This is a genomic window from Planotetraspora silvatica (assembly GCF_016863315.1).
GTDB lineage: Bacteria > Actinomycetota > Actinomycetes > Streptosporangiales > Streptosporangiaceae > Planotetraspora > Planotetraspora silvatica.
The window spans coordinates 1-13,005 of sequence record NZ_BOOQ01000006.1 but is presented as its reverse complement, the minus strand read 5'-3'; the positions used below and the strand labels follow the sequence as shown (position 1 = coordinate 13,005).

Genomic DNA, 13,005 nt, shown 5'->3' with positions numbered 1-13,005 from the left:
TCACATGGTCAGCAGGTGATCTGGAACGTCGCACTCTCGTATGAGCGGGAGGCGACGTCGAGCCGCACGCGGTAGCGACCGGGGTTGCCAGAGATCCTCGGCCGCCACTCGACGGCCCGCGGGCCGCCCGTGAAACCGCTCCTGCTGGCGAAGTAGGGCTGCCACTCACCTGTCGCGGAGTTCCAGCGCTGGACCTGCCAGCCGTACGAGGTGTCCGCGCCGGGGGAGCCGATCACCGTCCGCACCCGGTAGGTCCGCTCGCATCCCGCGCCTCCGGGCGTCATGGTCACCTCCACCGTGCCGGGCCTGGGGGCCGCGTCCGTCTCATCGGCGCGGGTGGTCAGGGTCATCACTCGGGTGGGCCGGTCCGCGAAGGCCCCTGTCGTGGACGCCGCCGACGCCGCGGCGGTGGACCCGGTGGACCTCGCGGGCGCCGAGGGCACCGTGGACGAGATCGCCGGGACACCGCCGGGCTCGGTCTGGGACGCCTGCGCCCCCACGTACGCGCCGGCCACCGCCATGGTGGCGATCAGCAGCTTCGCCATGTTCACGGTGCCGCTCGCCACGATCGGCATCACACTGCTTCGCGGACTCATCGGCCTCCCCTTCCTTCCACCCCCACATTCAGGCCGAACGGTTGACCGGCGCTTGACGGCGGCTTGCAGGGGCGACCGAACCCGGCGGTAAGGTAAGCCTGACCTCAGAAAGGGCGGTGGTGGCCGGTGCGGATCCCCGACCCCCTGGGGGCCTCGATACTCGGCCTGCCCCTGTGGCTCGTCGTCGCGATCGGCGCGGCCGCCCTGTTCGGCGCGTTCCAGGCCTATTACTGGATCGGCCACAGACTCGGTGAGGCCCTCTACCGGTCACGCATGGGCAGGAAGATCGGGCAGCAGCGGATCGCCCGGGTCGAGGGAATCGTGCGCAGGTGGGGCGCGCTCGCCGTCTACGGCTGCTTCTGGATCCCCGGCCTGCGGCACACGCTGCCCTGGGTCGCGGGAGCACTGCGCGTCGACTACCGGTGGTACCTGGTCGCCAGCGCGCTCGGCTGCCTGACGTGGGTGCCCGTGACGACGTTCGGGCTCTACTCGCTCATCTGGACCTGGGTGCGACTGGTCGCCGCGTCGCCGGTCCTCGCCGTCGGGCTGCTCGGGGTCCTCGCCGCAGCCGCGGCGGCCTTTCTCGCATGGAGACGGCGCAGAAACATGACGACGGCATCCTGACGATTCACTCCATAGCGCCTTTAAATAGCAACCTTTCAAGATTGCCAATCATGCGATCATGTGCGGATGCGTATAAGAATCATCGGCGCGTTGACAGCCGCCATTCTTGCCACAGGATCGGTGGGCACGGCCGCGGCCGCGGCGACCGTGCCCGTGAGCACCACCGCGGCGACCGTATCCGTAGCCATCCCCGCGACGGCGGTTCCCACAAAGGCAGCTGCGGTCGCGGCGCCTCCGTCGATCACCGCCCTCCGGGCGTACGTGATCGACGCGACCACCGGCAAGGCCCTGGTGTCCAAGTCATCGGCCACCCGCGTGCAGATCGCCAGCGTGACCAAGCTCATGACCGCCTACGTCGTGCTGAAGCGGGCCAAGCTGAACGACATCGTCACGATCAGCAAGGCCGACATCCAGTGGGCCTCGTCCCACGGCGCGACCGGAGGCGGCTTCAAGGCGGGTGAGCGGCTGTACGTCCGGGATCTGCTCTACGCCCTGATGCTCCCCTCCGCTGCCGACGCGGCGAACGCGCTGGCCGTGAAGTACGGCCCGGGTAAGACCAAGTTCGTCGCCAGGATGAACGACGCCGCCAAGGCGCTCGGGCTGAAGGACACCCGCTACGCCAACGCGGACGGCCTCACCTCGACCAAGTCGTACTCGACGGCGCGCGACCAGACGAAGCTGGCGCAGACCATTCTGAAGACGCCGACCCTGTCGACGATCATCAAGGTCAAGAAGTACACGACTCCGGCGACGAAGGTCCACCGCAAGCACACGTGGACCAACACGAACAAGCTGCTCAGCGAGGGCGCGATCGGCCTGAAGACCGGCTACACGGCGAAGGCCGGCTACTGCCTCACGTTCGCGCAGGTGAAGAGTGGTCACACGATCGTCGGCGCCGTCCTGGGCGACAAGTCCGACGCGGCCCGCTTCACCTCCGCCCGCAAGCTCCTCCAATGGGCCGGCGCGCAGGTGGCGGCGGCCAAGAAGGCATAGGCCCGCAGACCTCTACGGCGACTGCCCGGGAACGCGGAACGTTCCCGGGCAGTCAGCGCACCAGGCTGTTCGTACGTCAGCGCACCAGGCTGTGACAGGCGATGGCGGCGGCGGCCACGACGTTCAGCGAGTCGACCCCGAGGTCCATCGCCGTCTCGCTCATCGGGATGCGGACGGGGTGGTCGGCCTCGTGCAGCCAGTGAGAGGACAGGCCGTCGCCCTCCGAGCCGAGCATGAGGGCGACGCGGTCGCCGAGCGGCACGTCGTCCATCGGCACGGCCGCCCGGTCGGGCGTCAGAGCCAGCAGTTGGAACCCCTCCGCGCGGATCTCGGCGAGCCCGTCGTGCCAGTCGGCCATCCGGGCGTACGGAACGGCGAACACCGCGCCCATCGACACCTTCACCGACCTCCGGTAGAGAGGGTCGGCGCAGCGGGGCGACAGGACCACGGCGTCGACGCCCAGGGCCGCGGCGCAGCGGAAGATGGCTCCGACGTTCCCATGGTCGACCAGGTCCTCCAGCACAACGATCCGGCGGGGCGTCCTCCCCCGGCCCTCCGGCTCCGTCCCTCCGGCGAGTGCACGGCCGGAGATGACATCGGCGACCGACGGCGGGGTGAGGCGTTCCATCGACGCGAGCGCTCCGCGATGGACCTGGAAGCCGGTGACGCCCTCCATGACCTCGTCGGAGACCAGGTAGACGGTGACGCCTTCGATCACGTCCGCGAGGTGGCCGAGCCACTTGGCGGTGGTCAGCACCGAGCGCACCGGATGCCCGGCGGCCACCGCCCGCCTGATGACCTTCTCCCCCTCGGCGAGGAACAGCCCCCGCGCACCTTCAAGGCTCTTGCGCAGGTCGACGTCGCGTAGCCGCGTGTAGTCCGCCAGACGGGGATCGGCGGCGTCTTCGACCGGGATGACCACGCGCCAAGGGTACGGCGTGCGCGACACGTCGCCGCCATCCGCGGGCGATCCCCCGACGGCCGGCTTCCGCCCGCACAGGCCGTGCCCTCTGCCGCCCGCGGCACACGGATCAGGGTGGATCAGGACTGCCGGGCCGCGCCCGGCGTGCCGGGGTCCGCCGTCACGACGATCATCTTGGTCAGGATGCCGTTGCCGGTGGCGGCCGAGCACGCGATCGTGGCCGGGCTGTCCGCGGTGGCCGTACATGAGGGCCGGACGGCCTGGAACGGCCGGTCCCGCCGCCACTGGAGGGTGACGACCGCGAGGTCGAACCCGAGAGAGCGGAACGCCCGCGCCAGGGCCGGCCCACCGCCGGGATCGGTCCACGCCCGGCCGATCCGGCCCGTCATCACGATCCCCCGCAGGCAGGTGAGCTCGCGCAACCGCCGCCTGACTTCGGCCGGGCAACCCGGTTCGGCGAACTCGATGAGAACGAGGTCTCCGGGCCACTCACGGGACGACGTGAGGGTCGCCGCGCTCACCGTTTCGCCGACCTCGCCGTCCATGACCGCCGCCACCTGCGCCCCCTAGCCCTCTGCGCCTCACGATACATCGCGTTTGCCCCCAGTCAAGATGTATCGCAAGTTAGTTTACATGATGAGTCTTTACCATGACTTTTCGTAATCACTGCACCAAGACCGGCGTTTTGCCAGACTTGGCCTAACCAGTATCGTTCCGTAAGCATTCAGGTGAATCTCCCTAAATGGTGCCGCAGAGACGCGTACCGTCGGGAGCCAATCGACTCCAAAGAGGGCACCATGGGCGGACGTCACCGCAATGACGAACTCGATGGCGGCTTCGACGCGTACAACGATCCGCCACCACGCCGGCGTGCCAGCCGGGGCAGGGTGTTCGTCCCCCTGGCAGGCGCGGTCGCGTTGGCCGTCCTCTGCGGCGTGGCCGCGTACGTACTCCTGAACAAGAGTCCCGGCTGCACCAGCGGCGGGGACAAGATCGCCCTGTCGGTCGTGGCGTCCCCCGACATCCAGCCGGCGGTCGAGAAGATCGCGAAGACCTCCCCTCCGTCGGTCGACGGGCAATGTGTGGCCGTCACCGTCACGGCGGCGAGTTCGGCCGACGTCGCCAACGCGATGTCGGGCACCGGCCCGACCAGCGCCAAGCTGAACCCCGCCGTGTGGATCCCCGACTCCAGCCTGTGGCTCGCCGGGCTCGCCAAGTCGGGCGGCCCCGCGGTGAAGCCGTCCGGCAGCGCCGCGGACTCCCCCGTCGTGCTGACGGCGTCGAAGGCCGGGGCCTCGAAGCTCAAGTCGGCCTTCAGTCCGGCGAGCTGGACGGGCCTGCTGAGCGCGGCCAACGCCGCGAACCCGGACGGCCTCGCCAAGAAGGTCCGCGTGCTCGCGCTCGACCCGACGCAGAACGCGGCGGGCCTCGGCGCGCTGCTCGCCGGCGCGAACGTGCTGAAGAGCGCGGGCGGCAGCGAGGACGTCCTCGTCGGCGTGCTCCGGCAGTTGTCGGAGTCCACGGTGCCGTCGTCCGACAGCATGTTCGCCACGCTGACGAAGACGGCGGCCCGCACTCCCGTCGGCATCGCCTCCGAGCAGGCGGTCTGGGCGTTCAACACCAACAAGACCCCGAGCAACCCCGCCGTCGCGCTCTACCCGGCGGAGGGCACGGTCAGCCTGGACTACCCGATCATCATCACGACCAAGGACGCCGGGCTGCGCAAGGCCGCCGAGGCCTTCTCCGCGCAGGTCACCTCCGCGAAGGGCCGCCAGACCGTGCAGGAGTTCGGCTTCCGCACGCCGGACGGCAAGGGCGGCGACCTGCTCACGGCCGAGCACGGCGTGAACGCGAAGAAGCCGGCGGAACTGCCCCTTCCCAACGCCGCGACCATCACGCAGCTCGCCCAGGCGTGGCAGCAGATCAAGCTGGGGACCAAGATCCTCGCTCTGATCGACATCTCGGGCACCATGGCCCTGCCGGCCGACAAGTCCGGCACCACCCGCATGCAGGCCATCTCGGGCGTCGGAATCGAGGGGCTGAAGCTCTTCCCCGACAAGGCCGAGCTCGGCATCTGGGCCTTCTCCGACAACCTCCGCGGCAAGGGCGTCGACTGGAAGCAGATCGTGCCGATCGGCCCGCTCGCCCAGCAGAGCAACGGGGTCACCCGGCGCACCCTCATCGAGCAGGCCCTCCAGGCGTCCAAGGCGATCCCGACCGGCAACACCGGCCTCAACGACACCCTCTGGGCGGCCTACCAGAAGATGTCGAAGGACTACGAGCCGGACAAGGTCAACACGATCATCCTGTTCACCGACGGCGTCGGGAACGACGACCCGAACGGCGGCATCTCCAACCCCGAGATCCTGCAGAAGCTCAAGCAGGCTTACGACCCGAAGAAGCCGGTCAGCATCCTGATCATCTCGTTCAACACCACGAAGGACGAGAACCGCAAGCAGATGAACTCGATCGCGAAGGCCACCGGCGGAACGGCGTACTTCCCGCAGACGGTCCTCGAGATCCGCAACATCTTCCTGAAGGGCATCGCCCGCCGCCTCTGCGCGCCGAACTGCGGAGACACCGGGAAGTAGCGCGGAGGAGCTCAGAGGGAGCGCGCAGGCGGCTCCCTCCCTGAACGCCGGGCCCCATTGGGACCCGGCGTTCACTTTTGCCGCAAGGCTCGCTCTGAACACAGTTTTCGCAGGTCATGCCCGCTGGGCATGACTTACGGATCAGTAAACGAGGGCCGCTCCGGCGGCGTCTTTCTCGTGTGGGGACTGGCTCGAATCTGGTTTCCGTCACGCGGGGAGGAAAATCTGTTGCCCGGATGGCCGGACGTCGGCCGTACCGACGATCATCGACTGCTGGAGGCGCTCCGGCGCGGGGACGCGCACGCGCCCGCCAGTCTCTATGACGCGTACGCCGACCGACTCAACGACTACGCCCATTCCCTACTCCACGATCAGGATCTCGCCGCGGAAGCCGTACACGACAGCCTGGTGATCGCCCACGAATGCGTGGACCGGCTGACCGAACCGGCCCGGCTGCGGGCCTGGCTGTACGCGCTGGCCCGCACGCGGAGCGCGGCCCGCACCGGCGGCAGGACGCCGCCGCACGGCATGGCCCCGCCCGCCACCCTGGACGAGCCGGCCGACCCGCAACTCGCGGCCGTCGTCCACGAGGCGCTCGGCGAACTCGGAGGGCACGAGCGCCAGGCCCTCGACCTGTCCGTACGGCACGGGCTGTCCACCGCGGAGATCGGAGCGGTGCTCGGCGTCACCTCCCGGCAGGCGGCGGGACACCTCTCCAAAGCGCGCGGCCACGTGGAGAACTCCGCCGCGGCCATCGTGCTCGCCCGTACCGGGCGGGCCCACTGCCCCGACCTGTCCGCGCTCGTCGACTCCGGCGTGGGGGCCTCCTGGCAGGACGGGCCGCTGAGCACGGCGCTCCGCAAGCGGCTGAGCCGGCACATCAGCGGCTGCAAGGTCTGTGTGGAGGGCCGCGAGCGGCACGTGTCAGCCGATCCCCTGCTGACCACGATGCCCATCGCGTTCCCGCCCCTGTCGCTGCGCCGTCACGTGATCGACACGTGCGTCTCCCCCGAGTGTGAGGCGGCCAGAGCGGCGATCCTCGAGCAGGGGAACCGCTTCGACAAGAGGGGGTTCCCCATCGCGCCCGCGGGGCCGTCCGGCAGGAGGCGGAGCCGCCGGCGACGGGGCTCGCGTGACCGGCGCAGCAGCCGGACGACCTTCATCCTGCTGCCCGCGGTCTTCGTGTTCGGCACGGCCGGCGCCGCGACCCTGATCTACGGCCAGGCTCCCGAGCGCCGTCTGGAGGCGATGAACCCGGCACCGGCACCGGCACCGCCCGACGCGCCCGTCCCGACCCCGGAAGTCGATCCGCTCGAGACGGCCGAACCGGAGGAGACCAGCCCCGCCCCCACGTCCCCGCCGCCCACGCCGCCCACGCCGCCCGCCTCTCCGCGGGCGCGTGTGACCACTCCGCCGCGGCCTCCCGCAGCACGGACGACCCCGGCTCCCACCCGATCCCCGACGCGGCGGCCTCCCCCTCCCGTTCTGGAGGTGGGCTGCCCGGGCGATCTCGGCGCTGCCACGGGCGGCACGATCACCCTGGCCGCCCGCAACGCGGCCGTCGACTGGTCGGCGACTCCGCCCCTGGGTGTGGCCATCGCCCCGGGACAGGGCCGGCTCAAGGCGGATGCCTCAGGCCGGGTCGCACTGACGATCATCGACCCCGGTTCGGCGGGCAGCGGGATCGTCGCCTTCCACTCGGCTGCGGGCAACCCCACCTGCCGCGTCTCCTGGAGCGGGACGGGCGGCAGTCCCCCGCCCGAACCACCGGCAAGCCCGTCCCCCGATCCCTCCGTCCTCTGACCCCGTCCCCGCCCCCCTGCGGCACTCATCTGAAGCCTCACAAAACCCATCACCACCAGGGATAACGCCAGCCTTTGGCCGGATCCGGCCAAAGGCTCCCCGCCGGTAACAATCACGATTCACGAGGTGTCAGCCGGAGCGCGAAAGGGGAGGAAACACGCGACCGAGGATCTTAGGGGGCATTGTGGCCCAAGCATGGCTTCCTGGCGCCAGCCTGAATCCCTCCTCCGAGGACTCCGGACCGATGATCGGCGGAGCTCCCCGGGCTGTCTGGTTCATCTGGCCCGCCGACCCTCACGGGGTCTCCGCACGGTCGGTCGCCCAGCGGCTAATCCAGCTCAAACGGCCCCCTCACCTGGTGTGGAACCCGGTGACAGGAGAGACGGCGCAACTCCTGCCGATCACGAGGGCGGCCTGTGGACTGGCGGGCGACCGTGGACGCAACGGACGGGTCTGCGTGCAGATCCGGGTGATCGGCTCGGCGCACGAGCCGTTCACCGACACGAAACTGGACGGTCTCGATGAGATCCTGACGTGGCTCGACTCGTGGGACATCCCCCGTCGCTGGCCCGCGGGCCCGCCCCAGGCGTTCCCGCAGTCACTCGTGAGTGCCCGCAGCGGCCGTATCTGGGCGCGTGGCGGACACTTCGGCCACTCCCAGGTGCCGGGGACGAGTGAGGGAGACCCGGGCTCGATCGACATCTCCCGGATCATCGGGGACGAGTCTCCCGATTTCTCGGTTCCCCGCCCACGCGAGGATTTCCGGGTGCTGGAGCGCGTGATCTAGAGCAGGTCTCTGATCACGGCACAGCCGCGCTTCACGTCGGCGAGGGACGCGTAGCCGTACCCGAGAACGAGGCCGTGGACCCGCGGCGGCCCGTGGTGATGCCGTTCGGTCGTGTCCAGGAGGACGCCGCGGTCCTCCGCCCTCTTGACGAGGTCGGGCACGACCGGCTCCGGCAGCTCGATCATCACGTGCAGGCCCGCGGTGTCCCCCTGCACGAGCGGGCCGAGCGCCTCGACGATGGCCGCGCGGCGCCGGGCGTACTCGAGCCGCATCCTGCGCAGGTGCCTGTCGAGGTCGCCCCGCTCCAGCAGGGTCGCGACGGCCTTCTGCACGGGCCCGGGCGTCCTGTCGCCCAACTCGTCCCTGCGGCGGGCGACGGCGGCCAGCAGCGCTTCGGACGCGACCAGCCAGCCGAGCCCGACGTCGGGACTGAGCGACTTCGAGAGCGTCCCGAGGAGCACGACGCGCTCGGGGTCCATGCCGTGGAGCGCGGGCAACGGGGCGACGTCGTAGCGGAACTCGGCGTCGTAGTCGTCCTCGACGACGATCGCCCCCGTACGGCGGGCCCATGCGAGCAACCGCTCCCTGCGCGGGATGGACAGCCTGCCGCCCACCGGATACTGGTGCGCGGGCGTCGTGTAGAGCACCTCCAGATCGTCGGGCAGCGCCTCGACGACCACCCCCTGACCGTCGACCGGGCACGGCACGATCTCCGCCCCCCTCGCGGCGAACACGTTGCGGGCGACCCGGTAACCGGGCTCCTCCACGCCCGCCCTGGCGCCCGGCCGGACGAGCGTGGCCGCGATGAGGTCGAGCCCGTTGCCCGTCCCCCTGGTGACCATGACGTTCCGGGGGCCCGTGGGCACGGCTCGCGCCCGCCGGAGGTGCTCGGCCAGCAGTTCGCGCAGCTCGGCGTGGCCGTAGGGGTCGGGCCTGTCGGCGGGCGCGATCTCTCCCGCGCTGCGCCAGGCGCGCCGCCACGCCGCCGGGTCGTATCCGAAGACCCACGGCCGCCCCGGCCGCAGATCGACGACCCCCGCCGCATCGCGATCGGGCACGGGTTCACGCGCGACCGGATCGTCCTCCGTCGGCGCGTGCTCTCTCCTGGTCCACCCCTGCACCGCGGCTTCTCGTCCCGTGGCCGCGCCGTCCCCGGAAGCGGCCACGTAGGTGCCCGACCCGTGTCGCCCGTCGAGCCAGCCCTCCGCGTAGAGCTGCTGGAAGGCGTCGGTGACCACGGTGCGGCTCACGCCGAGCAGGCCGGCGAGCGCGCGGCTCGACGGCAGCCGCTCCCCCGCCTTCAGCGCCCCGCTCCGCATCGCCTCCCGCAACTGATCGCCGATCTGCACGACGAGCGGCACCGGTGTCGTCCGGTCCACGACCAGTGGAAGGTCGATGTCGGTGCGCAAAGTGGTCTCCCATAAGTCGCCTGAAGTGGACGTGTTTCACCAGTCCACTTTCATCTAACTTAACGGGCATGCTCTCCACCACCGCCCGTACGACCCTGAACCGGGGCAAGGAACGTGCCCGGACCGACCGCACCGACCTGTACGCCGTGCTCGACGCCGGGTTGATCTGCCATCTCGGTGTGATCGTCGACGGGGCGCCGATGGTGATCCCGACCGGCTACGGGCGGATCGGCGACACGCTCTACCTGCACGGCTCGACCGGCGCCTCGTCGCTCAGGGCGGGGACCACCGAGCCGGTGTGCGTCACCGTCACCCATCTCGACGGCATCGTGCTGGCCCGTTCGGCCTTCCACCATTCGGTGAACTACCGCTCCGCGATGATCTACGGCCGGGCCCGCCGCGTGGACGACCCGGACGAGCATCTCGACGGCCTGCGCGCCGTCACCGAGCAACTCGCTCCCGGCCAGTGGGACGTCGTCCGCCTTCCCACCAGGAAGGAACTCGCGGCGACCGCCGTCCTCGCCCTGTCTCTGAAGGAGGCCTCCGTGAAGGTGCGGCAGGGCCCGCCGAAGGACGACGAGGAGGATTACGACCTGCCGGTATGGGCGGGCGTGCTGCCGCTGAACGTGTCCTGGGGCGAGCCGCTGCCCGACCCCCGCCTGACTCCCGGCGTGACTGTTCCGCGGCATATCCGGAAGAGGGGATAGCGGGGATCCCCCTAATTCGTCACACTTTGGGCGTCCCGTTCGATCGGATGGGCCTCCCGATGGGCGGCCCCGCTCACCGCAGGAGTGCGCATGACCGTCCCCGGCGAGTGGCGGGTACCCGGATACGCCGAGGTGCGCGCGCTCGGATCGGGGGATGACGGCCGCGTCGTCCTGGCCGTCGAGGAGACGTCGGGCTCCCACGTCGCCATCCGGTACCTGCCGGAGGAGACGCGGACGGAGCCCGGCTTCGCCGAACGGTTCCGCGCGGACTTCCGGCTCCTGGCGGATCTCGACGACCCCCACGTGGCCCGGGTGCACGAGTACGCCGACGGGCCGCGCGGCGCGGCGGTCGTCATGGAGCCGGTCAACGGGGCCTCGCTGCGGGCGGTGCTCCGCGAGGAGTCCCCGATCGCGCCGCGGGCCGCCCTCGTGCTGTTCAAGGACTCGCTGCTCGGCCTAGCGGCGGCCCACGAGGCGGGCGTCGTCCATGGCGACCACAAGCCCGAGCACGTGCTCGTCCAGGGCGACGGAGCGAGCAAGCTCGTCGGCTTCGGCCTGGCCGTACGCACCGGGACGCCCGCCTATCTCGCTCCCGAGGTGCGGGCAGGACAGCCGGCGTCGGCCGCCTCCGACATGTACGCCGCGACCGCCGTGCTCCGCGAATGCCTCACCGGCCGCCTCCCCGGCGGACGGCGTTCGCACGCGGCGTCCAGGCAGGTCCCGGTACCGCTGCGCGATCTGGTCGAGCGGGGGCTGGCCGGGGATCCCGAGCTGCGCCCCCCGAGCGCCGCGATGTTCGTCGCGGAGCTGGACGAGATCGCGTCCGCGGCGTGCGGCGCGGCATGGGAGCAGCGGGGCAGGCGCGCGGTGGCCGACCTGGCCGCGCCACTGGCCCCCACCTTCCCGCTCAACCGGCCGCCCCTCGACCGGCCGCCCGGGATTCTGCGCGCCATGGCGGCGGCCGTCAGGCGGAACCGCTCCGGAAAGGCGCCCGCACGGCATTCGCGCACCGACTGACCAGTTGTGTGATTAGTCGGTTACACAACGTTCAGACTATTTGACAGCCACCCACGACTGTTTCGTGACTTTTCGTACCACCGACGACGGCCGTCATTAAGCTCGGTTCCGGCGGGGGCCCGGGCGATGAGGAGACCGTATGTACGGCCACACGGGCACCTGGTTCGTCCCCGGCTACACCGAGATTCGAGAACTCGGCACTGGGGCCACCGGAAGGGTCGTGCTCGCACGACACGATGCCAACGACATCCTAGTAGCGATCAAGTACCTGTCGGACGCACTCCTGACCGACCTCGACTTCGTCGCGAGATTCCGGCACGAGGCGCGCCTGCTCGCGACGATGCCGCCCAGTCCGCACGCCGCCCGCTTCTACGAATACCTGGAGACGCCGCAGGGCGCCGCCATCGTCATGGAGCTGATCGACGGCGTCTCGCTGCGCGTCATGCTGCGCTCGGAGGGCCCCACCGGCCCGGAGGCGGCGCTGGCCGTACTGAAGGGCTCCCTGTTCGGGCTGGCCGCCGTGCACGCCGCCGACATGGTCCACCGGGACTACAAGCCCGAGAACATCATGATCGAGACCGACGGCACGAGCAAGCTGGTCGACTTCGGCATCGCCGCACGTGCCGGTGAGGGCACGACCACGAGCGGCACGCCTCCGTACATGGCGCCCGAGCAGTGGTCGGGCGCGCCGGCGAGCCCGGCGACGGACGTCTACGCCGCCACCGTCGTCTTCTTCGAGTGCCTCACCGGCACCCGCCCCTTCCGGGCGCAGAACATGGCCGCCCTCGCCCGTCAGCACCGGATCACGCCTCCCCCGGTGGAGGAGGTGCCGGCCCCGCTGCGCGGCCTCATCGAGCGCGGCATGGCCAAACACGCGGCCGACCGGCCCCAGAACGCCGAGGCGTTCGTCAACGAGCTCGAGTTCGTCGCGCACGACGCGTACGGCCCGGAATGGGAGGAGAAGGGCCGGCGGCGCCTGGCCGTCCTCGCCGGGCTGCTGCTTCCGTTCTTCCCGCTGACCGAGGAGGCGCCCGAGGTCGGCACGTCACTCGCCGAGACCAGGCTGGGCAGGGGCAAGAGCCTGCTGAGCAAGACGGGCATGAAGGTCGGCCTGTCACTGGCGGGCGCGGTGGTGGTCGCCACAGGTGGCGCGCTGCTGGTCGGTTCCATCACCAACGGGACGAAGCTCCAGGCGGGCACGGCGGCCGAGTCGCCCGCGGCGCCCGGAGCCGGCACCGAGACCACCGACGAACCAGTCACGCCTGAGGAGACGGTCTCGGACGAGCCCGAGGAGACGCCGAGCCCCGATCCCGGAGTGGTGCCGCAGCCTCCCGGCAACCCGGGCGTCAATCCGCCCGCGAACCCGCCGGGCAATCCCCCCGCCAACCCGCCGGGGAACCCGGCGAACCCGCCCGCGAATCCCCCGGGCAACCCTCCAGCGAACCCACCCGCCAACCCCGGTAACCCACCCGCCGACCCGGGTGACCCGCCCGTGAACCCACCGGGGGGCAACCCCGGCGTTCCCCCTGCCGATCCGGGCACAGATCCGGGCACGG

12 protein-coding genes are annotated in these 13,005 nt (G+C 70.8%); 8 read left to right on the top strand and 4 right to left on the bottom strand.

Going from position 1 to position 13,005, the window contains the following annotated elements; genetic code table 11:
- Positions 1-8 precede the first annotated feature (8 nt).
- A complete protein-coding gene (locus Psi02_RS06165) occupies positions 9-596 on the bottom strand; it encodes a hypothetical protein (protein ID WP_203972475.1) in 588 nt (195 codons plus the stop codon).
- 126 nt (positions 597-722) lie between these two features.
- Between Psi02_RS06165 and Psi02_RS06160 the strand changes: the two genes are divergently transcribed.
- Together Psi02_RS06160 and Psi02_RS06155 are read left to right on the top strand one after the other, a co-directional pair.
- Positions 723-1,220, top strand: coding sequence for a DedA family protein (locus tag Psi02_RS06160; protein WP_203972474.1), 498 nt, complete (start codon positions 723-725; stop codon positions 1,218-1,220).
- Between the two features lie 66 nt (positions 1,221-1,286).
- Positions 1,287-2,213 carry a D-alanyl-D-alanine carboxypeptidase family protein gene (locus tag Psi02_RS06155; RefSeq protein ID WP_203972473.1) on the top strand — a complete coding sequence of 309 codons (927 nt, stop codon included), beginning with the start codon at positions 1,287-1,289 and terminating at the stop codon, positions 2,211-2,213.
- Between the two features lie 76 nt (positions 2,214-2,289).
- Here Psi02_RS06155 and Psi02_RS06150 read toward each other — a convergent pair whose 3' ends face one another.
- Both Psi02_RS06150 and Psi02_RS39945 read right to left on the bottom strand, forming a co-directional pair.
- Positions 2,290-3,135 carry a TrmH family RNA methyltransferase gene (locus Psi02_RS06150; protein ID WP_239094649.1) on the bottom strand — a complete coding sequence of 282 codons (846 nt, stop codon included), beginning with the start codon at positions 3,133-3,135 and terminating at the stop codon, positions 2,290-2,292.
- 119 nt (positions 3,136-3,254) lie between these two features.
- Complete coding sequence (locus Psi02_RS39945; RefSeq protein WP_239094648.1) at positions 3,255-3,680, bottom strand: hypothetical protein; 426 nt, start codon at positions 3,678-3,680, stop codon at positions 3,255-3,257.
- A 252-nt stretch (positions 3,681-3,932) separates the two neighbouring features.
- Here Psi02_RS39945 and Psi02_RS06145 point away from each other — a divergent pair, with 252 nt between their 5' ends.
- From Psi02_RS06145 to Psi02_RS06135, 3 genes are all read left to right on the top strand, one after another.
- Complete coding sequence (locus tag Psi02_RS06145; protein ID WP_203972471.1) at positions 3,933-5,726, top strand: substrate-binding domain-containing protein; 1,794 nt, start codon at positions 3,933-3,935, stop codon at positions 5,724-5,726.
- A gap of 228 nt (positions 5,727-5,954) precedes the next feature.
- The gene (locus Psi02_RS06140; protein ID WP_203972470.1) at positions 5,955-7,529 is read left to right on the top strand and encodes an RNA polymerase sigma factor; all 1,575 of its coding nucleotides are present in this window, start codon (positions 5,955-5,957) and stop codon (positions 7,527-7,529) included.
- Positions 7,530-7,773: 244 nt separating this feature from the next.
- Complete coding sequence (locus Psi02_RS06135) at positions 7,774-8,316, top strand: hypothetical protein (protein ID WP_203972469.1); 543 nt, start codon at positions 7,774-7,776, stop codon at positions 8,314-8,316.
- Here the strand turns inward: Psi02_RS06135 and pdxR are convergent.
- Positions 8,313-9,725 carry a MocR-like pyridoxine biosynthesis transcription factor PdxR gene (gene pdxR / locus Psi02_RS06130; RefSeq protein WP_203972468.1) on the bottom strand — a complete coding sequence of 471 codons (1,413 nt, stop codon included), beginning with the start codon at positions 9,723-9,725 and terminating at the stop codon, positions 8,313-8,315. The genes Psi02_RS06135 and pdxR overlap by 4 nt on opposite strands.
- A 68-nt stretch (positions 9,726-9,793) precedes the next feature.
- On the opposite strand from pdxR, the gene Psi02_RS06125 reads away from it, so the two are divergent.
- The 3 genes from Psi02_RS06125 to Psi02_RS06115 all read left to right on the top strand — a co-directional run.
- Positions 9,794-10,432, top strand: a complete 639-nt coding sequence (locus Psi02_RS06125) for a pyridoxamine 5'-phosphate oxidase family protein (protein WP_203972467.1) — start codon at positions 9,794-9,796, stop codon at positions 10,430-10,432.
- A gap of 90 nt (positions 10,433-10,522) precedes the next feature.
- Entirely contained in the window at positions 10,523-11,449 is a 927-nt protein-coding gene (locus Psi02_RS06120; RefSeq protein ID WP_203972466.1) for a serine/threonine-protein kinase, read from the top strand.
- A gap of 139 nt (positions 11,450-11,588) precedes the next feature.
- On the top strand, positions 11,589-13,005 hold a 1,417-nt coding region (locus tag Psi02_RS06115), incomplete at its 3' end, for a serine/threonine-protein kinase (RefSeq protein WP_203972465.1).

Bases quoted from the DNA above. Each gene is read 5' to 3' on its own strand.
- Psi02_RS06165 (WP_203972475.1), bottom strand. From the start codon at position 596: ATGAGTCCGCGAAGCAGTGTGATGCCGATCGTGGCGAGCGGCACCGTG.
- Psi02_RS06155 (WP_203972473.1), top strand. From the start codon at position 1,287: ATGCGTATAAGAATCATCGGCGCGTTGACAGCCGCCATTCTTGCCACA.
- Psi02_RS39945 (WP_239094648.1), bottom strand. From the start codon at position 3,680: ATGGACGGCGAGGTCGGCGAAACGGTGAGCGCGGCGACCCTCACGTCG.
- Psi02_RS06145 (WP_203972471.1), top strand. From the start codon at position 3,933: ATGGGCGGACGTCACCGCAATGACGAACTCGATGGCGGCTTCGACGCG.
- Psi02_RS06135 (WP_203972469.1), top strand. From the start codon at position 7,774: ATGATCGGCGGAGCTCCCCGGGCTGTCTGGTTCATCTGGCCCGCCGAC.
- Psi02_RS06125 (WP_203972467.1), top strand. From the start codon at position 9,794: ATGCTCTCCACCACCGCCCGTACGACCCTGAACCGGGGCAAGGAACGT.
- Psi02_RS06120 (WP_203972466.1), top strand. From the start codon at position 10,523: ATGACCGTCCCCGGCGAGTGGCGGGTACCCGGATACGCCGAGGTGCGC.